At 70.9% G+C, this 21,442-nt stretch carries 18 protein-coding genes; 5 read left to right on the top strand and 13 right to left on the bottom strand.

Features of this window, described 5'->3' with window-relative positions; all coding sequences use genetic code 11:
- Positions 1-43: 43 nt before the first annotated feature.
- A complete protein-coding gene (locus SM450_RS22305) occupies positions 44-1,156 on the bottom strand; it encodes a sensor histidine kinase (RefSeq protein WP_474621699.1) in 1,113 nt (370 codons plus the stop codon).
- Positions 1,153-1,812, bottom strand: coding sequence for a response regulator transcription factor (locus tag SM450_RS22300; RefSeq protein WP_474621698.1), 660 nt, complete (start codon positions 1,810-1,812; stop codon positions 1,153-1,155). The genes SM450_RS22305 and SM450_RS22300 overlap by 4 nt, the downstream gene beginning before the upstream one ends.
- A 185-nt stretch (positions 1,813-1,997) precedes the next feature.
- Between SM450_RS22300 and SM450_RS22295 the strand changes: the two genes are divergently transcribed.
- Positions 1,998-2,885 (top strand): S1 family peptidase, encoded by an 888-nt coding sequence (locus SM450_RS22295; RefSeq protein WP_474621697.1) that lies wholly within the window; start codon positions 1,998-2,000, stop codon positions 2,883-2,885.
- Here the strand turns inward: SM450_RS22295 and SM450_RS22290 are convergent.
- The 10 genes from SM450_RS22290 to SM450_RS22245 all read right to left on the bottom strand — a co-directional run bounded on the left by SM450_RS22290 (position 2,857) and on the right by SM450_RS22245 (position 14,553).
- Positions 2,857-3,126, bottom strand: a complete 270-nt coding sequence (locus SM450_RS22290; RefSeq protein WP_474621696.1) for a phosphopantetheine-binding protein — start codon at positions 3,124-3,126, stop codon at positions 2,857-2,859. The two genes, SM450_RS22295 and SM450_RS22290, sit on opposite strands and share 29 nt — an antisense overlap.
- A gap of 49 nt (positions 3,127-3,175) precedes the next feature.
- Positions 3,176-4,417, bottom strand: coding sequence for an acyl-CoA dehydrogenase family protein (locus SM450_RS22285; protein WP_474621695.1), 1,242 nt, complete (start codon positions 4,415-4,417; stop codon positions 3,176-3,178).
- Entirely contained in the window at positions 4,398-6,161 is a 1,764-nt protein-coding gene (locus SM450_RS22280; protein WP_474621694.1) for an AMP-binding protein, read from the bottom strand. Before SM450_RS22280 ends, SM450_RS22285 begins: the two co-directional genes overlap by 20 nt.
- A 40-nt stretch (positions 6,162-6,201) precedes the next feature.
- Positions 6,202-7,554: a cytochrome P450 gene (locus SM450_RS22275; RefSeq protein ID WP_474621693.1), complete on the bottom strand. Its 1,353-nt coding sequence runs from the start codon at positions 7,552-7,554 to the stop codon at positions 6,202-6,204.
- Positions 7,551-8,069: a GNAT family N-acetyltransferase gene (locus SM450_RS22270; RefSeq protein WP_474621692.1), complete on the bottom strand. Its 519-nt coding sequence runs from the start codon at positions 8,067-8,069 to the stop codon at positions 7,551-7,553. Before SM450_RS22270 ends, SM450_RS22275 begins: the two co-directional genes overlap by 4 nt.
- Complete coding sequence (locus SM450_RS22265) at positions 8,066-9,064, bottom strand: TauD/TfdA family dioxygenase (RefSeq protein WP_474621691.1); 999 nt, start codon at positions 9,062-9,064, stop codon at positions 8,066-8,068. Before SM450_RS22265 ends, SM450_RS22270 begins: the two co-directional genes overlap by 4 nt.
- The gene (locus SM450_RS22260; protein ID WP_474621690.1) at positions 9,061-10,662 is read right to left on the bottom strand and encodes an AMP-binding protein; all 1,602 of its coding nucleotides are present in this window, start codon (positions 10,660-10,662) and stop codon (positions 9,061-9,063) included. Before SM450_RS22260 ends, SM450_RS22265 begins: the two co-directional genes overlap by 4 nt.
- A gap of 63 nt (positions 10,663-10,725) precedes the next feature.
- Positions 10,726-11,283 carry a TetR/AcrR family transcriptional regulator gene (locus tag SM450_RS22255; protein WP_474621689.1) on the bottom strand — a complete coding sequence of 186 codons (558 nt, stop codon included), beginning with the start codon at positions 11,281-11,283 and terminating at the stop codon, positions 10,726-10,728.
- An 88-nt stretch (positions 11,284-11,371) separates the two neighbouring features.
- Complete coding sequence (locus tag SM450_RS22250) at positions 11,372-13,162, bottom strand: vWA domain-containing protein (RefSeq protein WP_474621688.1); 1,791 nt, start codon at positions 13,160-13,162, stop codon at positions 11,372-11,374.
- A gap of 83 nt (positions 13,163-13,245) precedes the next feature.
- Positions 13,246-14,553, bottom strand: a complete 1,308-nt coding sequence (locus SM450_RS22245; RefSeq protein WP_474621687.1) for a serine/threonine-protein kinase — start codon at positions 14,551-14,553, stop codon at positions 13,246-13,248.
- 160 nt (positions 14,554-14,713) lie between these two features.
- On the opposite strand from SM450_RS22245, the gene SM450_RS22240 reads away from it, so the two are divergent.
- The 4 genes from SM450_RS22240 (at position 14,714) to SM450_RS22225 (ending at position 19,800) form a co-directional block, all read left to right on the top strand.
- Complete coding sequence (locus tag SM450_RS22240) at positions 14,714-15,985, top strand: chitinase (RefSeq protein WP_474621686.1); 1,272 nt, start codon at positions 14,714-14,716, stop codon at positions 15,983-15,985.
- A gap of 18 nt (positions 15,986-16,003) precedes the next feature.
- Positions 16,004-17,182 (top strand): carbohydrate-binding protein, encoded by a 1,179-nt coding sequence (locus SM450_RS22235; protein ID WP_474621685.1) that lies wholly within the window; start codon positions 16,004-16,006, stop codon positions 17,180-17,182.
- A gap of 124 nt (positions 17,183-17,306) precedes the next feature.
- On the top strand, positions 17,307-18,857 hold the full coding sequence (locus SM450_RS22230; RefSeq protein WP_474621684.1) for a chitinase: 1,551 nt from the start codon (positions 17,307-17,309) through the stop codon (positions 18,855-18,857).
- Positions 18,858-18,948: 91 nt separating this feature from the next.
- The gene (locus SM450_RS22225) at positions 18,949-19,800 is read left to right on the top strand and encodes a chitosanase (protein ID WP_474621683.1); all 852 of its coding nucleotides are present in this window, start codon (positions 18,949-18,951) and stop codon (positions 19,798-19,800) included.
- 73 nt (positions 19,801-19,873) lie between these two features.
- Here the strand turns inward: SM450_RS22225 and SM450_RS22220 are convergent, their stop codons facing one another.
- Positions 19,874-21,409: a ricin-type beta-trefoil lectin domain protein gene (locus SM450_RS22220; protein ID WP_474621682.1), complete on the bottom strand. Its 1,536-nt coding sequence runs from the start codon at positions 21,407-21,409 to the stop codon at positions 19,874-19,876.
- Positions 21,410-21,442: the final 33 nt, after the last annotated feature.

Genomic DNA, 21,442 nt, shown 5'->3' with positions numbered 1-21,442 from the left:
CGGAGTCCGAGGTGCCGGCAGCCGTCGGCGGGGTCGCCGCGGCTCAGTCGCCGGCCGCGTCCGCTGGGTTCTTGTCCACCGCTGGGAACGTCACCTGGATCCGCAGCCCGTCCCGGCCGGTGGAGGACGCGGTGATGATGCCCTCGTGCGCCCGGGTGATCGAGCGGGCGATCGCCAGTCCGAGGCCCGCGCCGCCGCTGTGGTCGATGCGCCTGCCGGACCTGCGCCGGAACGGCTCGAACAGGGCGGCGACCTCGTCCGGGGGTACGTCGTCGCCGGTGTTCTTGACGACGAGCGCCGGGTCTTTGCCCACCCGCACCTCCAGGGTGCCCCCGGGTCGGTTGTACTTCAGGCCGTTCTGCACGAGGTTGACGACCAGTCGTTCCAGTAGCGCCTGTTCACCGGCGACCAGTCGAGGGCTCAGCCGGCTGATGATCGTGACGCCGGCCTCCTCGGCCCGGGCCCGATGGGCGTCGAGCACCGTCGCGACGATCCGGTCGAGCCGCAGTGGGACGCGCATCTGCAGACCACGATCGCTCTCGCTGAGCACCAGCAGCCCCTCGATCAGCCGTTCGTTGCGCTCGTTGGTCTCGAGTAGCTGCGCGGTGAGCAGCGCGAGCTGATCATCGCTGAGAGTGCGCGCCATGCCGACCTCGATCAGGGTGCGCTGAACGGCGAGTGGGGTCCGCAGTTCGTGGGACGCGTCCGCGGCGAACCGGCGCTGGGCCTCGTAACCCACCGCGATCCGGTCCATCATCTCGTCGATGGCACGGCCCAGAACGGTCAGCTCGTCGCGGCCCGGGCCGGGCTTCAGCCGGTGGCCCAGGTTCTGTGGTCCGACATCGGCGATCACCGGCACGAGGTCCCGCAGCGGACGCAGGCACCAGCGCGCGGCCGGGTAGCCGGCGGCCAGGAGGCCCAGCAACACGACCGTCACCGCAATCACCATGGGGATGCGGGGCCGCCGGAACACCTGTACGCAGACGAATGAGGCGTCGTTTCCCGGCGCCCGTAACCCGGGTGTGGCGCACCAGGACGGGCCGAACTCCCGCCACAGCGCCAGCAGCAGCTCGGCCACCGTCGTCACGAACGGCGCGAGAAGCAGGAGCAGCCCGAAGACCAGGAGCATCCGCCGGGCCGGCGAGGGGAGACTCATGCCCTGAGCCGATAGCCGACGCGCGGCAACGTGTGGATCACCGGCGGATCTCCGAGCTTGCGGCGCAGGGTCATCACGGTGGTCCGTACCGTGTTGGTGAACGGATCGGTGTGCTCGTCCCAGGCCTGCTCCAGCAGTTCCTCGGCGCTTACCACCCGGCCGTCGGCCCGCATCAGCACGTGCAGGACGGCGTACTCCTTCGGCGACAACGAGAGCGTCAGCCCGTCGCGGGAGGCCGTGTGCCGGCTGATGTCCAGCACGATCCCGTCCCGCTCGAGCACCGGAGGTAGCGCCGGGGTCGAGCGCCGGTACAGCGCCTGCACCCGGGCGACGAGTTCGGCGAAGGCGAACGGCTTGGTCAGATAGTCGTCCGCGCCGAGGCCGAGACCCTCGACGCGTTGGCGGATGCCGGCCGCGGCGGTCAGCAGCAGCACCCGGGTGCCGGTGCCGGACCCGGCGATCCACCGGCACACCTCGTCGCCGGTCTGCCCCGGCATGTCCCGGTCGAGGACGGCCACGTCGTAGCGGTTCACCGCGAGCCGCTCCATGGCGCTGTCACCGTCATATGCCACGTCGACCGCGATGGACAACCGGCGCAGCCCTTCGGCCACCGTGTCGGCGAGCATCCGCTCGTCGTCCGCCATGAGCACCCGCACGGTTCTCCTCTCCGTCGCCGGTCGTGCCCGGAACCGCCGCCCGCAAGGCTGCCAGCTAGCGGATAAAGAACCGATAAGGGCGCCGCGTACGCTCCGCCGACAACCGGAGTCTCATCATTGGAGCGTTCCTGCCCCCGTTCGTACAGGCTGGTGAGCCCGTGTTCCGATTCCTCACGAAGTGTGCCATGGTCGCCCTGACCGGCACCGTGGTTGCCGTCGCTCCCGTTTCGGCCCGGCCGGCGTCGGCGATCGCGCACGGCGAGGACGCGGCTGACGGCCCGTACCGGTTCTCGGTCCGGTTGACCATGACCGGTCTGCCCGTGCCCGGCGGCGGCACCCGGGACAGTTGGTGCTCCGGCGCGCTGATCGCCCCACGCTGGGTGATCACTGCCGGGCACTGCTTCCGGGCACCGGACGGTCAGCGGGTCAGCCGTGTCGTCGCCGACCGGACCACGGTCACGGTCGGGCGCACGGACCTCGCCGTTCGGGCCGGGTACGAGGCGACGGTGGTCGCGGTCCGCCAGGCGGACACCGTCGACGTGGCCCTGGTCGAACTCGACACCGCGATCACCGGCGTGGCGCCGTTGCGGCTCGCCGACACCCCGCCGGTGGCGGGTGAAGTGCTCCGGCTGACCGGGTACGGCTCGCCCACCGCCGACGGACTCGTCCCGGCGGGCCGGCTCCAGACCGGCCGGTTCACCGTCGGTCGGGTCCGTGCCGACGTCATCGAGACCTCCGGCCGGCAGCCTCGTGCGGACACCAGCCCCTGCCCGCACGACTCGGGCGGCCCCTACTTCCGGGAGCAGGCGGACGGCACGGCCGTCCTGGTAGCGGTCGTCAGCACCGGCCCGGGATGTCCACATCCCGGCCCCGACCTCAGCGCCCGCACCGACATCCTCGGCGACTGGATCGCCGAAACGATCGACCCGGCCAGCGGTCCGGCGCGCTGGATGCCGGTCGGGATGGGTGTGGGTGCGGTGCTCGTGCTGTTGTCGGTGGTCCGCGCGACGCGCCGACGCCGACGAGCGCAGCCCGCGTGGCGCCTCAACGTGACGCGGCCTGGCGACGGATGACGTCGACCAGTTCGGCGACCGTGGCCACGGTGGATGCGCGGGGGTCGTTCAGGAGGTTGACGCTGAAGCGGGCCTCCAGCGCGATCAACAGTTCCAGCGCGGCAAGCGAATCGATGTCCAGGTCCTTCACCAGGTGGTCCTCCGGTCGCAGTTCCCGGCGGACCCGCTTGATCTCCAGGAAGATCGCATCGAGTGCCGACATGACGTCGGCCTCGGTCACCGGGACGGCTCGTGTGGTCATGTTCTTCACCTTTCACAGGTTGATGGTTGGGCGCGGAAGGAGTACGTCGTCATCCGAGGTCGACCAGTTCGTCGTAGCCGACGAAATCGGGAATCATGCCGCTTGCCACCAACTCCCACATCATCTCGTCGGTGCCGGCGCCGATCCGGCCCAGCCTGGTGTCCCGCCACATCCGGCCGAGCGGGGTCGCGTCCTCGAGGTAGCCGGCACCGCCGAACAGGTGCATGCACTCGCTCATCGCCTCTTCGGCGAAGCGCGTGGCGGTGACTTTGAGCGCGGCGGTCTCCCGAGGTCCACAGGCGCCGGTGACAGGGATGCCCTGCGCCGCCGAGTAGACGGCGAACCGCAACGACAGCAGCCGTGCGGACAGGTCGGCCAGCCGCAACCGGAGCGCCTGGTGCTGGAGCAACGGCCGGCCGAACTGTTCCCGCCTGTGCAGGTGTGCGGTGGCGAGGCCGGTGGCCGCGGCAACCGCGCCGACGGTCTGCCCGGCGATGGACAGCCGCTCGTGGCTCAGCCCCCAGGTCGCCACGAGGAGACCAGCGCCGGGCCGACCGACGAGCGCCTCGTCCGGCACCGTGGCGTCGATCGCCATCCAGGTGGTGTCAAGTGCCGAGGTGCCGACCTTGCGCAGCCGTTTGCGGATCGACAACGCCGAGGCGGGTACGGCGAACACGCCGAGGCCGCCGTCGGCTCCGCCGCTGTCATCCTCGATCCGGCACAGCAGCAGCGCGAAGTCGCATACCAGGCCGAGCGACAGGTACTTCTTCTCACCCGTGACCCGCCAGCCGCCGGGCACCCGCCGGGCGGCGGTGCGCATGCCGGTGAGGTCGGAACCCCCGGTCGGCTCGGAGGCCCCGAAGCAGCCGACAAGCCTCCCGTCGAGGAGCCCGTCGAGATATTCCTGCAGCAGTGGTGAGTCGCCGTAGCGCACGAGGATCGAACCGACCGTCTCCAGGCAGAGACTCAACCCGACCGACAGGCCCGCGTGACCGTACCTGCCGCTCTCCTCCGCGATGAGCACACCGAGGCCGGCGTCACCGAAGGGGCCCGGGTGCCAGCGTTGCCGCAACAACCGACTGCGTCCGAGGTCGGCAAGCACCTCGCGGGGAAACACGCCGCGCTCGTTGGCCGCCGTGTGCGGGGCGAAAGCGGCGCCGATCGACTCCGCGGCCCGTGCCCGGGCGGCGTCGACGCGAGGGCCGAAGGGACCATCCGCGAACAGCGGCCGGTCCGGCGCCTCGCCGGTCAGTGGGATGACGGCGGGGGCGCTAGCGTGCGACGGGCTCACGGCCTGCCTCCCGATTCTGCTGGTCGGTGTCGGTGTCGGTGTCGGTGTCGGTGTGGCTCGGCGCCGGAGGGTCGCCGAGCCACTCTCCGGTCAACTGCCCGGCGAGGTGGCGGCGCCACAGCAGGCGACGGCGGGGCTTGCCGCTGGAGGTCAAGGGGATGGTGCCGCGCCTGGCCCGCAGGATCAGCACCCGGACGGCGGAGCCGGTGAAGGTGCGGACCGCCTCGACGACCACGTCGAGCTGGTCACCCAGATCCCGCTCCACCACCACAAGCAACGTCGGCCGGCCGTCGACGATGCCGCCGGCCACGACGAGGTTGCGGGGCGCGATTCCGGTACGGGCGCGCAGATCCAGCTCCACGTCCTCGACGAAGATGCTGCGCCCACGAAGTTTCACACTGTCCCCGAGGCGGCCGACCACGTACAGGTCGCCGTCGTGGAAGAAGCCGGCGTCGCCCGTACGCAGCCACCCTCCGACCAGTCGGGCGCCGTCCCGCGACGTGGCGTCGGCGTAGCCGGCGGTCACCGAAGGGCCCTGTACGGAGATCTCCCCGAACACGCCGTCCGGCTGGGGCTGCCCGTCCTCATCGACCACGTCCACCCGCAGGCCGTCGAGCGGGCGACCGCAGCTCACCTGCCAGGCCCACGGCTCAGACACCAGGTCGGTGGTGAGGACCGCCCTTCCGGTCACCTCGACCTTGTCGTCAAGGTTCCGGCCCGGCGCGTTGGTGCGGACCATCCGCACCGGTTCGTGTCGGGACACGCCGGTGACCGCGAGGGTGCCCTCGGCGAGCCCGTAGGCGGGGGTCAGCGCGCGGCTGTCGAAACCGTGCGGTTGCAGCAGCGCGGCGAATCGCGCCAGCGCCGCCGGGTTGATCCGTTCGGCCCCGCTGACCACAGACGTGACGCCGGAGAAGTCGAGCCCGACCAGATCGTCCGGCTTGACCCGGTCGACGACACGCTCGAAGCCGAAGTTCGGCATGAAGATCTGGGCGTACCTGCCACCGCCGTACTCGGCGAGCCAGCCCCGCGTGTCGCGGACGAACTGCTGGGGCCGCATCATCGCGTGTTCCGTCTGCAGGGTCACAAGTGTCAGCAGCCCACCGATGAGACCCATGTCGTGATAGAGCGGCAGCCAGGAGACCCCGCCGCGGTCCGTGATGCCCTGCCAGCGCTGGATCATCCGGAGATTCGCGGCCAGGTTGTCGACGGTGATCCGCACGCCCTGCGGGCGTCCCTGCGAGCCCGAGGTGAACTGCAGGACGGCCAGTTCCCCGTGCGCACGCGGTACCGCCGCGGCGTCGCCGTAGCTCGGCGCCAGGATGGTGGTCCTCTGGCCGGCCTGGTGGACGCCGGCCAGCAACGCGTCGCGGTTGTCGTCCGACGCGATCGCGAACCGGGGTCGTACCGCGGCGGCGATGGCCCGCAGTTGCGTCTCGTAGCCCGCCGTGTCCTGAAGCGCAGCGGGCAGTGGCAGCACCGACGGGGTGGCGCCGATGGCGAGGAGTCCGAAGAAGCTGGCGACGAAGTCCGGGCCGGACGGCAGCACCAGCGGCACCACCTCGTCGCGGCGTACCCCGGCGTCGGCCAGGGCGGCGCCGGCGCGCAACGCGCGCTCCGCCAGATCCTCGTAGGTATGACGCGACCAGTCCTGTCCATCCTCGTGGAACCGCACGCCACGCTCTGTCGACGGAGCGTCAAGCCAACCGAGAAGCAGTTCCCGGCTGACGGCAAGGCTGCTCATCTGGGTTCGTCCTTTCCAACGGTCGGGCCGGTGTCCGGGCTCATGACCGACGCGTCAGACGCATCGGCAGCCGTCGACCTGGGCGAAGGGTGGCGCTGGCCAGTGGGCGGGGCAGCCCGGCGGTCAGCTCCAGCCGGTAGCGTTGGGTCATCATCGCGAGCACCAGCACCGCCTCCAACTGCGCGAAGCCGGCGCCGATGCAGGCGCGCCTGCCGCCGCCGAACGGGATATGGGCGTAGCGGTCGCGGTCAGCGTCGGACAGGAAGCGGGTGGGGTCGTAGCGCTCGGGGTCGGGCCAGATGGCGGGGTTGCGGTGCACCAGGTACGCGGGCACCGCGACGGTGCTCCCCACCGGGATCGGTATCCCCTCGACGACGTCGGACCGTACGGCTTCCCGCTCGGTGGTCCACACCGGCGGGTACAACCGCCACGCCTCGTTCACGACGGCGGTGGTCCAACTGAGCTTCTCCACGTCGGCGGCCTGTGGCTCGCGGCCGGCAAGGACCGCGTCCACCTCGTGTTCCAGCCGGTCCCGAACGGCCGGGTGGGCCGACAGCAGCGCCAGGCACCAGCTCAGAGTCGTCGCCGTCGTCTCATGCCCGGCCAGCATGAACGTGGTCACCTCATCGCGGATCTCCGCATCGGTCAGTCGGGCCTGGCCCTCGTCACGCGCGGTGAGCAGGTGGTCCAGCAGGTCGGCCGGTCCGTCGACGGTGGGCGTCGCCCGCCGCTCGGCGATGAGCTGGCGCACCGGCCGGTCGATCGCGGCGAGCGGTCCGCCGAAGCGTCCGCTTGCCGCCTGGATCGCCCGGGTGCTGCGCGGCCCCCAGAGGAACGGCAGGTAGGTGCCGATCGCGACGGCGGGCAGCAGGAACGTGAGGGCGTGGGCGATCTCGCCGGTGCGGCCGGTCATGTCGGTGCTGAACAGAACTCGGCCGACGATGTCCAGGGCCAGCGCGCTTGCCTCTCCGGACACCTCGATCTGCGTGCCATCGCGATGTCGATCCCAGGAGTCGAGCAACTGCCGGGTCGCGTCGACGATCTGTGGTGCGAAGCCCGCGACACTGCGGCGGGTGAACACCGGTTGCAGCACTCGGCGATGGCGGCGCCAGGTCTCGCCCTCACTTGACAGCAGCCCGGTGCCGAGCACCGCCCGCATCGACCGGTAGGTGAAGGCCTTGACGTAGTTGTCCTGACGGCGAGCCAGGACGTGTTCGGCGTGTCGGGACCCGCTCAGGACGAAGAGCCGGCGCCCCGGATAGAGGGGCAGCTCCACGGCATCGCCGTACCTGGCCAACGACCGCAACGTCGCCAGCGGCCGGAAGACGAGCCCGGCCATCGTCGCCGGTGTGGCGGCGGCACTCGGGCCGGGGGCGCCCACCGGGGCGCTCATCGCAGCGCCTTGGCGTAGCAGACGGTCTGCGGGTCATCGCGGTAGACCCCGTAGTTCGGGATCCGGGTGTATCCGGCCCGCTCGAAGAACCTCAGCGCGGTGACCTGTTTGACGCCGGCGTCAAGTATCGCGCGCCGGCGTCCCGCGCGAACCGCCGCGCTCTCCACCGCCGTGAGGATGCGGTGGGCAGCGCCAAGCATCTGCAGGCCGGCCAGTTCCTCGACGACGTATGCGCGCTTGAGTTCGGCGTCGCCGTCCTGGAAGCCCCATCTGCCGGCGTCCTTCGCGCGCCAACCACCACAGGCCACGGGACGCCCGTCGAGGTAGCCGACCAGGAAGAGACCGCGCGGCGGAAGATACTCACCGGGATCCCCGTGCCGGGGATCCTCCTCACCGTAAACCGCCAGGTAGTGGCGTTGCAGCATGGACACCAGCGCGACGGCGTCCGGATGGTCGTAGGCCACGGCGCGCAGCTCCATGGCGGTCACGTCGCTCGCCGATCGTTGGGCGGTCATCGGATGATCCGGGAACGGGTGTCAGCGGCGGCGTAGATCCGGCGGAGGTCCCGGATCAGATTCAGCCGCTTGAGCCAGCGGTCGGTGCCGTCATAGCGGGCCCGGAACGGCGCCCGGCCGTGCACGACCTGGTAGTTGTCGATGAACAGCAGGTCGCCGGGGACCAGCGCGATGGACTCGGTCGCGGCGCTGAGCTGCTCGTCCAGGTCCGCCATCGCCGCCGCCGCCTCGTCGTCGCCGTCCTCGACGGCGGTGAAGTCCGCGTCGAACCTCAGATAGGGGTGCTCCGGGGGGCCGAAGATGATCGGGTCGAGCCCCGTACCGGCCGGGTCGACGCGAAGACGTTCGGCGCCGGCGCCGCCCACGTGCGCGTCGTCCGGCAGGAACCGGAACCGGGAATCCTGAAGGACCTTCTGGAGCTTTTCGGGAAGACCGAGGGACGCCAGCCGGACGAACGTCGTCCGTACGGCGTCGGGGTTGCGCAGGCACAGCAGTGAGACATAGTCGCCGCGGCACGGATGGAACCCGTCCTCGGTGTGCAGCGACAGCGGTGACGCGCTACACGCGCTCGTCAGGGACCGTTCCATCGCCGGGGACGGACAGACATCGTGTACGAGCCGCCCGCCCTGCTGCGCCGCCCAGCCGAACGGCTCGCCGAGCGGCAGACCGCACAGCACAAGCAACAGCTCCTCCCGTCGACCGACGCCGTCCGCGGCGGCCGTCCAGTCGAGCGGCGTCGGCGGAAGGGCCTGGAGCGGAAGTCCGGATATCACGGACACCGGCGCCTCGTCCGCGCGAACCTGCCCCAGAAACTCCCGCACCCGCTCCGGCAGCCGCGCGGCGTACGCGGGCGCCAGATCGGCGAAGGTGAGCGGATCCGCCGACCGGTCGGTGGCGGTGAACGCGTCGACCAGCCGGCCGAGCGCGTCGCGCTCCACCTCCGTCAGCTCGAGCCGCCGTACCGCCGGGGCTTCGACCACCGATGAGGTATTCACCGCGCACCCGCAAGCGTCGCGTCCAGGCTGGCCCGCAGAGCCTTCTTGTCAGGCTTGCCGGCGGCGGTGAGCGGTATGTCGTCGACGAAGGTGACCGCTGCCGGCGCGCGTAGCACGCCGAGCTGGTCCGTGACGAGGGCCCGCAGTTGCTCCGCCTCGACACGCTCCGCCTGGTTGCCCGGTCCGGCCGCGCCCGTCGGACTGCCCGGCGCGCGTACGACGAACGCGTGCACCGCCTCACCCGTCTCGTCACTTGGCACGCCGACCACGGCCGCCTGCCGCACCTGCGGATGACCGGTCAGGACGGCCTCGATCGGCGCCGCGTGGCAGTTCCGGCCATTGACAATGATCATGTCCCGGAGTCGGCCGACCAGGTAGAGGTAACCGTCGTCGTCGAGGTAGCCGAGGTCACCGGTGTGCAGTCGGCCGTCCCGGATGACCTGGGCGGTCAGCTCCGGCTGGCGCCAGTACCCGGTCATCACCGACGCCGAGCGTACGCAGACCTCGCCCACCTCTCCCGGCGCCCGGTCGCGTCCCTGCGAGTCCACGATGGAGACGGTGCAGCCGGGCACCGGGCGGCCGACCGAAGCCAGCAACTGTGGCCTGTCGGTCACCGCCGCCAGGTGATCCTCGGGCGTCAGGATGGTGACCGAGGTGACCTCGGTCTGCGCGTAACCCTGCAGGAAGATCGGGCCGAGCAGCTCGATCGCCTGGCGCAGTCGGCGGGGCGCGACGGGTGAGCTGCCGTACACGACCAGGGCGAGGTTGCTGCCGGGCCCGGTGGGTGCGTCGGGATGGTCGAGCAACTGGTAGAGCTGCGGCGGGTACAGGAAGGTGGCGACCGGACTCGAACGCCGTACGGCCGCCCAGAACGCGCCCGCGTCGAACTCTTCGTGCAACTCCACCGCGATGCCGAGGACGAGCATCTGCACGGCGAGATCACCTACCGCGTAGGCGATGGAGGTGGCGGCGAGGAACCGGAGTCCGTCCGGCAGCGGGAGGCCGGCCGCCGTCCGGGCGCTGGCCTCGGACGCCGCCGCGAGGGCGGCGAAGGTGCACGCCACCCCCTTGGGGGCGCCTGTCGTCCCGCTTGTGTAGCAGATGCCTGCGACGTCGCCTTCCTCGGCCGCGACGGCGATCGGCGTCGCCGGCTGCGTCGCCGCCAGCGCCAGGAGGTCGGTCCTCGCCGCGGACGGACCGAGCGCGAGAACGAGCCGCACGCCGGCACGTTCCGCGACAAGCGGAACGGGCTGGTCCGGCGGGGTCCCCCGGGGGTCGAAGACGACGACGGCCGGGTCGGCGTCGGCGAGAATGTGTTCGAGATCCTCGGTCAGGGCATTGAGCTGTACGGCGACGTACCGGGCGCCGAGCACATGGCACGCGAGCCGTAGGAGCAGCGCCTCCGGGGTGTTGGTGACGAGGCAGACGACGCCGCTGCCGCGCTCCACTCCCTGTGTCCGCAGCGCCCGGGCCAGCCGGTAGGTGACGGCCAGCAGCTCGCGATATCCGATGCTCCGGTCCGCCGATACCAACGCGGTCCGGTCGCCGTACCTGTCGAACGCGTCGATCATGCCCGTCACATAGCGCGCCGCGATCATCTCTCACCTGCCGCGTGGCCGTCGCGGGCAAAATCTGGCACCCGCATCGGTGCCGACGCGGGCTCACTTGTGTACATCGAACGTCCTCCCTACTAGTCGGTGGCAGAGCGCGCGGAACTCGGCCGGGGACATGGCGATCCGACCGCCGTGGTACAGCCGCACCAGGCCGTGTATCAGGGCCCCGACGGCAAGTGCCATCTCCAGGAGATCGTCGCCGTCGCCGAGGCCCTGGTTGCGCAGCGCGTCGGCGACCAGGGACAGCGACGGCGAGCCGCCGTCGCGGAAGTCGTCGGGGAACCGACGTGCGCCCTCGCGCGGATCGGTGAAGACGAAGTCGTACAGCTTCGGCTGGCCGAGAGCGAAGTCGAGGTGATCGTCAAGGTGGTCGGCGATGAGATTGCCGGGACCCGGTTGGCGGTTGGCCCACTGCTTCGAGATGTCGCTGAACGTCTCGTCGGCGACGCGCCGCAGCAGCGCCTCGCGGTTGGCATAGTGGCGGTAGATCGCCATCGGGGTGATCCCGGCTGCGGTGGCCACCCGGCGCATGGTCACCGCGGTGGGCCCCTCGGCGATGACGAGGTCGCGGGCAATGCCCACCAGACGGTCGGCGGTTGTTCCCATGTCTACACCGTAGACATGGGAAACGGTGTGGAGCAGCGGCCGACCGGCCGCCCGAATGGCCCGCCCCATCCGGGCCGGGCCGGGAGCGTCAGAAGCTGCTGACCAGATTCACGAACGCTTCATCGATCTTGGCGGGATCGGTCGCGTCGAAGGCCTTGCCCGACGACGCCTTGGCGATCCGGTCCAGGGTGGCGAAGTCCGACTCCCGGTCGAAGGCGATGCAGAACACCTTCACCGGACGCTGCGGATCCAGGGCGACCTCGGCGAGCACGCGGGCCAGGTCGTTGTCCTTGCCGTACTCGTTCTTGCCGTCGGTAAGCACGACTATCGCGTTGATCCGCTGTGGGTCGTACCTGTCGAGCAGCGCCCGGTGCGCGGCCCGGACCGTCGCGTAGAGCGCGGTGCCGCCGTCGACCTGCAGGCCGGCGATCTTGCTGTTGATCCGCTTCCGGTCGAACTCGCCGAGCGGCACCTGCTCCCGGTAGGGGCCCTTCGGCTGCTTCGGCGTCTCGGAGGAGAACGACCAGAGCCCCACCCGGTCCTCGGTGTTGAGCAGCGCGAGGCCCTTGCCCGCCGCCGCCGAGGCGACCTGGAAACGGGTACGGGTGCCGACCATCGCCTGCATCGACCCGGACGTGTCCAGGGCGATCAGGATGTTGGCCTTCTTGCGGAGCGTCCGCCAACCGTCGAGCATCGCGCCGACCACCTGTGGGTCCGGGGGCTCGAAGTAGTTCAGTCCATCGGTGGGCTCGGCGCCGACGGAGGCGAGCAGCTCCGCCGAGGCTCGGCGCTCGTGGTCCCGGAAGCCGAGGCGGGCGAAGCTCTCCTGCTGGGCGTCCTCGGTCAGGAAGGCCCGGAAGTCGGCCGCCGCCGCGCGTTGCCGCTCGTCGGCGGAGGGCAGCACCACGAACGGGTGGTCCAGGTTGAACGTGCCCTCCTTGGGGTGGACGGCGACAAGCGGGACGTTCGGCCGGCGGCCCCGCTCCTGCCCGTCCGCCCGAGGACTCAGCGCACCCGTGTTGTAGAGGTCGACGAGTTCCTCCTGGAGGACGATGGCGCTCATGTCGTCCGTGCTGCCCGCGCCGCCGGCCAGGTCCGCCTCGGCGAGGTTGCGCAGCAGGTCCACCGAGTCGTCGCTGTAGTGCGACACGTTGGCCTCGATCCGGCGGACGAACTGGGTGACCGCGGGGTCGGCCAGGTCGGACCGGGTCAGGTCGCTGGCGCGTTGCACCGCCGCGTAGTAGGTGGCGATGGTCGCCGCCAGCCCGGAGGTGGACAGGTTGGGGTTGTCCTTGCCGAAGGTGAAGCGGCCCCACTCCGGCTTGCCGAAGCTCGCCCACCCGTCCCGCCCGGAGAGGCCCAGGATCTCCCCCCAGCCCAGCGGCCCGCGCTCGCGTACCAGTTCGGCCTTGGGCTTCGGCATCGCGATCACCAGCGGGCTGTTCGCGATCGACGGGTATCGGTCCGGTGTCTGCGGCGCCCGCCCGGCGGCCTGGTCGAGCAGCCGGAGCTGGCCGGTCCACAGGCTCGACGTCGGCAACCAGACCTGTGGTTGCGGCAGGCCGGTGCGGGTCCAGCCGGCGGCCAGCGCCTCGGTGGCCTGGCCCGAGTTGAGCGCGCTGACGTGCACCTGGGCGCAGCCGCCGCCCTCGATCGACCGGCTGCTGCGGTTGTATCGCTCGGCCAGGTCGACGAGCAGAGCCGACTTCTCCGTCGAGGAGTTGACCTGGAGGGTGGTGGCGCAGTCGGTGCGGGTTCCCTCGCTGCCCGCTTCGCGCTGCTGGACGAACACGTACGCCCCGGCGACGACCACCAGCCCGGCGGTGACGGCGGCGGTGTAGGGCAACCACTGCCGGGTGCGCGTAGCGGATGGGGTCATCGGGGCGTCCTCCTGGGCCGGCGCTTGTGGCAGTCAACCTATCGATCCGGCGCCAGCCGGCGACCCGGGCCCCTGCCGCGAAGTCACCCGCGGTCGGACCGCCCCCCGACCGCCGTCGCGACAAGTAGCCGAACCAGGTAGACCACGACGAAGGCAACCGCCCCGGCCACGGCGGCCGGGCCGATCGCGCTCGACGCGACGTAGCCGGCGGCGGCGCCGGCCGAACCGAGGAAGAGCGCGGTCGAAATGCCCCAGGCGTCAGGGGCCTCATGCCGCAGTCTCCGCCACGCACCGTCAGGACCGGCGCCGACGCCGGGCTCCGTGGCCGGCTGCGTCGTCACCGGCAGGTGTGCCGGCTGGGTCGGCCGGGCCTGGGACGGCACCGTCGGCTGTGTCGGGGTCGGCGGCACCGTCGGCTGTGTCGGGGTCCTCGGCGGCGTCGGGCGCGGCTGTGGCGTCGTCGGCGTGATCCGGGGGAGCGGGTGGTTCGGCGTCGGCGCGCCAGCGGTTTCGGTGCCGACCTCGAGCAGGCTCTCCCGACGTAGCGGCTCGGTGGCCGTGACGTCCTGCCGGAGCAGCCGCACCAGCACGCGCTCGGCGCCGGGCCGATCCGCCGGATCCTTTTCCAGGCACTCCCGGATCAGCTCGTCGAGCACGGGCGGCAACGCCGGCAGGTCCGGCGGATCGTGCATCACCCGGTGCATCACGGCGAAGAGCGAGTCACTGCCGAAGGGCGGCCGACCACCGGCGGCGAAGGCGATCGTGGCCGCCCAGGCGAAGACGTCGCAGGGCGGACCGACCGAGTCGTTGCGGAACCGCTCCGGCGCCATGTACGCGGTGGTCCCCATGACCCGGCTGGACGCCGTCTCGGTGACGCCCAACGCGCGGGCGATGCCGAAGTCGATCACCCGCGGACCGTCCTTGCCCAGCACCACGTTGTCCGGTTTCAAATCGCAGTGCACCACCCCGGAACCGTGGATCGCGGCGAGCGCGGTGGCCGTGCCGACCGCGAGCCGGTGCAGGGCGTTGCCGGTCACCGGGCCGTGCTCGCGCACGTGCCGGTGCAGGGTCGGCCCCTCGATGTACTCGCTGACCACGTAGGGCAACTCGCCGTCCACGTCGGCGAAGAGCACCTGCGCGGTGCAGAACGGGGCGACCCGGCGTGCGGCGGCGATCTCCTTCACGAACTGCGACCGCGCCCGTGGATCACTCAGGTCGACATTGATCAGCTTGACCGCGACCCGCTCGCCGGCGTCGTCCTCACCGAGGTAGACGACCCCCTGTCCGCCCGCGCCCAGCCGGCCGAGCAGCCGATACCGACCGGCGGTGACCGGATCGTGCGTCCACAGTTTCGCCAACTCCGGCACCGGCGTGCCGGCCAGTTCTGACATCCCGACTCCATCAGTGTGGTGCCCGGCCACCGGCGGCGCAGGACACGGCCCATCGTGTCATGTCCGAGAAAAATTCAAGTCGGTCAAACTCTGGACCTTTACTGTTAACAGTCCTAATAATAAGGGCCTCGGTCCGATCCGAACCGGAAGGCTCACCCCCATGCGCCGCCCCGCCGTCCTTGCCCTGGCCGCCGTGCTGGCCGCCTCTGGTGCCACCGTCTATCTGGCGTCGTCCGCCTCCGCGGCCACCGCCTGCTACCCCACCTGGTCGTCGTCCGCCGTCTACGTCGGTGGGGGGCAGGCTTCCTACCAGGGCGTCAACTACCAGGCCAAGTGGTGGACCCAGAACGAGAACCCGGCCACCCACAGCGGCCAGTGGGACGTCTGGGCCAACCAGGGCGCCTGCGGCGGCACCACCCCGCCGACCACGCCACCCCCGACCACGACGCCACCGCCCACCACGCGACCCCCGACCACGCCACCGCCCGCGACCACTCCGCCGCCCACCACGCCCCCGCCGACCGGCAACGGTCAGTTGCCGAAGCACTTCCTCACCGGTTACTGGCAGAACTTCGACAACCCGGCCCGGGAGATCCGGCTCCGCGACGTACCTGCCAACTACGACCTGATCGCGGTCGCGTTCGCCGACGCGACGAGCACGCCCGGCGCGGTCTCCTTCAGCATCGACGCGGGCCTGAGCGCCTCGCTCGGCGGCTACACCAACGCCGACTTCACAAACGACGTCGCCACCCTGCACGCGCGTGGCAAGAAGGTCGTCATCTCGGTCGGTGGCGAGCGCGGCACCGTCTCGGTCGCCAGTTCCAGCGCCGCCACGAACTTCGCCAACTCGATCGTCAACCTCATCGGAACCTACGGGTTCGACGGCGTCGACATCGACCTGGAGAACGGCCTCAACGCGACGTACATGGGTCAGGCGTTGCGGGACATCCGCAGCCGGACGAACCCGAACCTGATCATCACGATGGCGCCGCAGACCATCGACATGCAGAGCACCGGCGGTCAGTACTTCCAACTGGCGCTGAGCATCAAGGACATCCTGACCGTCGTCCACACCCAGTTCTACAACTCCGGTGCGATGCTGGGCTGCGACAACAACGCCGCGTACGGCCAGGGGTCGGTCAACTTCCTCGTGGCGCTCGCCTGCATCCAACTCGAGAACGGGCTCCGGCCGGACCAGGTGTCCCTCGGACTCCCGGCCGCACCCAGCGCCGCCGGCGGCGGCTACGTCAACCCGTCGGTGGTCAACCAGGCCCTCGACTGCCTCGCCAAGGGCACCAACTGCGGCTCCGTCAAGCCGCCGCGCACCTACCCCGGAATCCGTGGCGCCATGACGTGGTCGATCAACTGGGACGTCACGAACGGCAACGGGTTCGCCACCACCATCCGGCCCCATCTCACCACCCTTCCCTGAACCCCGCAGGAGAGCGTCATGAAACTCAGGCAGAAGATCCTGGCCCTGGCCGCCGTCACGGTCACCGCCACCGCGATCGCGATCGTCCCGATGTCCACGTCGAGCGCGGCTGCGGCCTGCTACCCGGGCTGGTCCGCGTCCCAGGTCTACGTCGCCGGCGGCCAGGCGTCGTACCAGGGCGTCAACTACCAGGCCAAGTGGTGGACCCAGAACGAGAACCCGGCCACGCACAGCGGCCAGTGGGACGTCTGGGCCAACCAGGGCGCCTGTGGCGGCACCACCCCGACCACCCCGCCGCCCACCGGCCCGACCAACCCGCCGCCGGCCGGCAAGATGGCGGCGGCGCCGTACGTCTATCCCGGCTGGGGCAACCCGCCGGCGCCCTCGACGATCACCGGTCAGGGCGTCCGCGCGTTCACCGTCGCGTTCGTGCTGGCGAACGGCTGCAACCCGGTCTGGGACGGTGAGGGCGGCCTGACCGGCGGCGTCCACGAGTCCTGGATCAACCAGGCCAAGGCGGCAGGCGCGACAATCGTCCCGTCGATCGGCGGCTGGCAGGGCAACAAGCTCGGCCCGAACTGCTCCACCCCGGAGGCCCTCGCCGGCGCGTACCAGAAGGTCATCAACACCTTCGGCCTGAAGGCCATCGACATCGACATCGAGAACTACGACGAATTCGAGAACTACACGGTCGCCGACCGCATCGTGAGTGCCCTGGGCATCATCAAGCGCAACAACCCGGGCGTGACCACGATCCTGACCTTCGGTACGACCACGAGTGGACCCAACGCGCACGGCGTCCGGCTCATCAACCAGGCCCGGGCGTTGAACGCCAACGTGGACGTCTTCACCATCATGCCGTTCGACTTCGGCGGCGGCAGTGACATGTACACAAGCACCCGCAACGCCGCGGAGGGCCTGAAGAACCAGCTGAAGTCCACGTTCGGCTGGAACGACCAGACGGCGTACGCCCACATGGGCATCTCCGGTATGAACGGCCTGTCCGACCAGCAGGAGGTCACCACCCCCGCTACCTGGACGCGGATCCGTGACTACGCCAAGAGCAGCGGGCTCGCCCGGTTCACGTTCTGGGCGGTGAACCGGGATCGCGGCTGTGCCGGCGGCGGCGTGGTGTCGAACTGCAGCGGCATCGCCCAGAGCGACTGGGAGTTCAGCCGGATCTCCGCCGGCTTCTAGGGCCGCATCGCGAGATCGGAAGTGGGCGAGGTCTCCGGTGGAAGGTTCAGCGACCAGGCAGAACCGGAAACCGGAGACCCCGTCCGTCGATAGACCTCGGTCGGGCAAACCTCGGGAGGACCGGATGGCGCGTAGATTCCGAACACCGTTCCTGGCCGCCGTGGCGGCCCTGGTCTCCGCCGCCGCGGCGACCCTGACCTTCGCTCATCCAGCCCTGGCCGCCGGCCCGACGGCCACCTTCACCAGGACCTCCGACTGGGGGACCGGCTGGGAGGGTCGTTACACCATCACCAACGGCGGGCCGAGCACGATCACCGGCTGGCAGGTCGCCTTCACCCTGCCGGCGGGCACCACCCTCGGCTCGTACTGGGATGCCACGGTCAGCAGCGTCGGGCAGCGACACACCTTCACCAACCGGTCCTGGAACGGCACCCTGGCCCCCGGCGCGTCGGCGTCGTTCGGACTTCTGGCCACCGGCTCCGGCGCGCCAGTCGACTGCACGCTCAACGGCGCGCCGTGCGGAGGTGGCACACCACCCACCACGGCGTCGCCGACCACCGCGCCGCCCACGACACCACCACCGACCACGGCGCCGCCCACCACCGCGCCGCCGACGACCCCGCCGCCCACCAGCCCGCCGAGCACCGGCCTGCCGAAGCACGCCCTGATCGGCTACCTGCACGCCAGCTTCGCCAACGGCGCCGGGTACCTGCGGATGGCGGACGTGCCCGACGACTGGGACATCGTCAACCTCGCCTTCGGCGAACCCACCTCCGTCACCTCCGGCGACATCCGCTTCCAACTCTGCCCGGCCGCCGAGTGCCCCACTTTGGAGACCGAGGCCCAGTTCACCGCCGCGATCCGCGCCAAGCAGCAGCAGGGCAAGAAGGTGTTGCTGTCCATCGGCGGCCAGAACGGGCAGGTGCAACTCACCACAACCGCCGCCCGGGACGCGTTCGTCCGCTCGGTGTCGGCGATCATCGACAGGTACGGCCTCAACGGCCTGGACATCGACTTCGAGGGCCACTCCCTCTATCTCGACACCGGCGACACCGACTTCCGCAACCCCACCACCCCGGTGGTGGTGAACCTGATCTCAGCGATCCGCACCCTCAAGCAGCGCTACGGAAGCGGCTTCGTGCTCACGATGGCCCCGGAGACGTTCTTCGTGCAGCTCGGCTACCAGTTCTACGGCTCCGGCCCGTGGGGCGGCCAGGACCCCAGGGCCGGGTCGTACCTGCCGGTGATCCACGCGCTGCGGGACATCCTCACCGTCCTGCACGTCCAGGACTACAACTCCGGCCCGATCGTCGGGCTCGACGGCCAGTACCACACCATGGGCGGCGCCGACTTCCACATCGCGATGACGGACATGCTGCTGGCCGGCTTCCCCGTCGCCGGGAACGCCAACGCGGTCTTCCCCGCCCTGCGCGAGGACCAGGTCGCGTTCGGCGCGCCCTCCTCCACCAGCGCCGGCAACGGCTACCTCGCCCCGGCCGGCGTGCAACAGGCGGTGACCTGCCTCGTCCGAGGCCAGAACTGTGGCGTGTACGCACCCCGCAGCGGGACCAACCCCGACTTCCGCGGCCTCATGACCTGGTCCATCAACTGGGACCGCTACTACTCGTGGGAGTTCCGGCTCAATCACGGACCGTTCCTGAAGGCGCTGCCCTGACCTGCTGCCCGGTGACTTTGGCGTACGTCTGCGGGCGTCGCATACTTGTCGTGGCCTGAACCGAAGCACCTGCCCCCTTCCCGAGGACGCCATGCTGCGCGGAGGAACAGGCACCCACGTCGCGGGTGCCCTGTTGATCGGCATCGCGGCGGCCGGATACGTCCTGCCGCCGGCCGACGCCGCGACGCCCACCCCGACCCCCACCGTCTCGACCGCCACCGTTCCGAGCCCTACCGTCCCGACCCCCACCGACCTCGACGACCCGGCGAAGAAGGACGTCGCCATGCAGCTCGTCTCGGCGGCGGAGAACTCCTCGCTCGACTGGCGCGCCCGGTTCTCCTACATCGAGGACATCGGCGACGGTCGCGGCTACACCGCCGGCCTCATCGGCTTCTGCTCCGGCACCGGCGACATGCTCGCACTGGTCCAGGCGTACACGAAGGCCAGGCCCGGCCACGTGCTGGCCGGCTACCTGCCGGCGCTGCGCGCCGTGAACGGCAGCGCGTCGCACGCGGGCCTCGATCCGAACTACCCCCGCGACTGGCGCGCCGCCGCTACCGACCCGGTGTTCCGGGCCGCGCAGGAGGCCGAACGGGACCGGGTCTACTTCAACCCGTCGGTTCGTGACGGCAGGAACGACGGGGTCCGGGCACTCGGCCAGTTCGCCTACTACGACGCGTCGGTCATGCACGGGTACGACGGTATGCGGCAGATCCGCAGCCGCGCGCTGGCCCGGGCGAAGCCCCCGGCACAGGGTGGAAACGAGCGGACCTGGCTCGACGCGTTCCTCGACGAGCGGGTCATCGAGATGAAGAAGGAGGCGGCCCACTCGGACACCTCCCGCGTCGACACCGCCCAGCGGGTGTTCCTCACCAACGGCAACCTCGATTTGCACACGCCGTTGGTGTTCGCCGTCTACGGCGAGCAGTTCCGCATCGGCTGATCGTCGGCGACGATCGCCCCGCCCGGCCCGTGTCGGACCGGGCGGGGCGGGGCGCCGTCTCAGGGCCGGCGGCTCAGCCGGTGCGCCACTTCTGGTTGGCGGTGCCGCCGCACTCCCAGAGGTGCAACCGCGCGCCGTCTTTGCCGTTCCAGTCCTTGATGTCGACACACTTGTTGGCCTGCGGGTTGACCAGGTCCCCGGCGGCGGACAACACGAACTGCTGCGCGGCGTTGCCGCTGCAGGTGGCGATCTGGATGACCGCGCCGTTGTCCCGGGAGCCCCAGGCGACGTCCATGCACATGTTGTTCTGCGTGCGCAGGCTACCGCCGGTGAAGGTCCAGCTCTGCGCCGCCGTGCCGTTGCAGTTCCAGGTCTGCAGGGGGATGCCGTCGGAGAAGTTCGAGTTCGGCACGTCGATGCACTTGTTGTTCCAGTTGCTGATGATCCGGGTCCCGGCGCCGCCACCGCCGGTGGTGACCAGGTTGAGTCCGTAGGCGCCGAGGATCTCGTTGACCGGCTGGAACCACATGGTGCCGCCGGAGGTGCAGTTGCCCGATCCGCCCGAGGTCACCCCCTGGGCCTGGTCGCCGGAGAGCCAGGCGCCGCCGGAGTCGCCGCCCTCGGCGCAGGCGTTGCTGCGGCTGAGTCCGTAGACCGCGCCCTGCGCGTAGTTGACCGTCTCCTCCCTGCCCAGGAGGGTGCCGCAGCGCCAGCCGGTCGTGCGTCCGGACCGGCACACCGAGCTGCCGATCACCGCGTCCCGGGAGCCGGCGACGGTAGCGTTGCCCCCGGCGTAGTTGTTCACCCAGGGCCGCGGCGTCCAGTCTCCGTTGGTGCGGACCCAGGCGTAGTCGTTGCCCGGGAACGACGAGCCGGCGAAGGTGCCCTGCGCCACATTGTTGAACCCCCGGGTGGGGCTGCCGGTGGCCCCGCAGTGTCCGGCGGTGACGAAGCCGCCCGTGACGGCGAAGCCCACCGAGCAGAGCACGTTGCCGTTGATGACGTACTGGTCGCCGCCACGGATGTCGTGCAGGGGGCGCGGCGCGTCGGGAGCCGTGGTGTAGCGGACGAGCCCGCCGGCGAGGCCGCTGCCGTCGACGAACGCCCGGGCCGTGCGCTCCTGGCCCGGCGCGACCCGCACCACGATCTCGTTGGCGGCGGCGTCCACGTACCAGCCGCGCACGGCGGCTCCTGGCGGATGGCTGCGCGCGTGCCGGTCGAGCGTGGTCCGTGCCGAGGTGAGACTCGTGAGCGTCCGGGAGACGAGCCGGGGCTGGGCGCCCTCGGCGCGTACCGTGGCGGCGGCGGACGCATCGGTGACGGCGACCGTGAGGGGACCGGTGGGGTCCAGCCACGAGCCGGCGTGCCGGGCGCCGAGGCGGGAGCGCAGCCGTCGGTCGACCACCGCCGCGGCGGCCTCGGTGGTGAGGCGGGCGGCGAGTTGGTCGTCGGTCAGGTGCAGGTCGCGGCGCATCGCCGCGGCCATGCCGGCCGGCAGGCCGGACGCCTGTGCTTCCGCCCGGGGGGCGGCGTGAGCAGCCTGTGGTGCGGCGGCGTGAATCGGCAGGGCGAGCGTCGCGGCGGTGAGCAGCGCCATGGTCCTGGTCATCGAACTCCTTCCGGTCGGTGCGGCGTCGCGCCG

It is taken from the genome of Micromonospora marincola (assembly GCF_056150385.1).
This window is presented reverse-complemented; position numbering and strand designations above follow the sequence as displayed.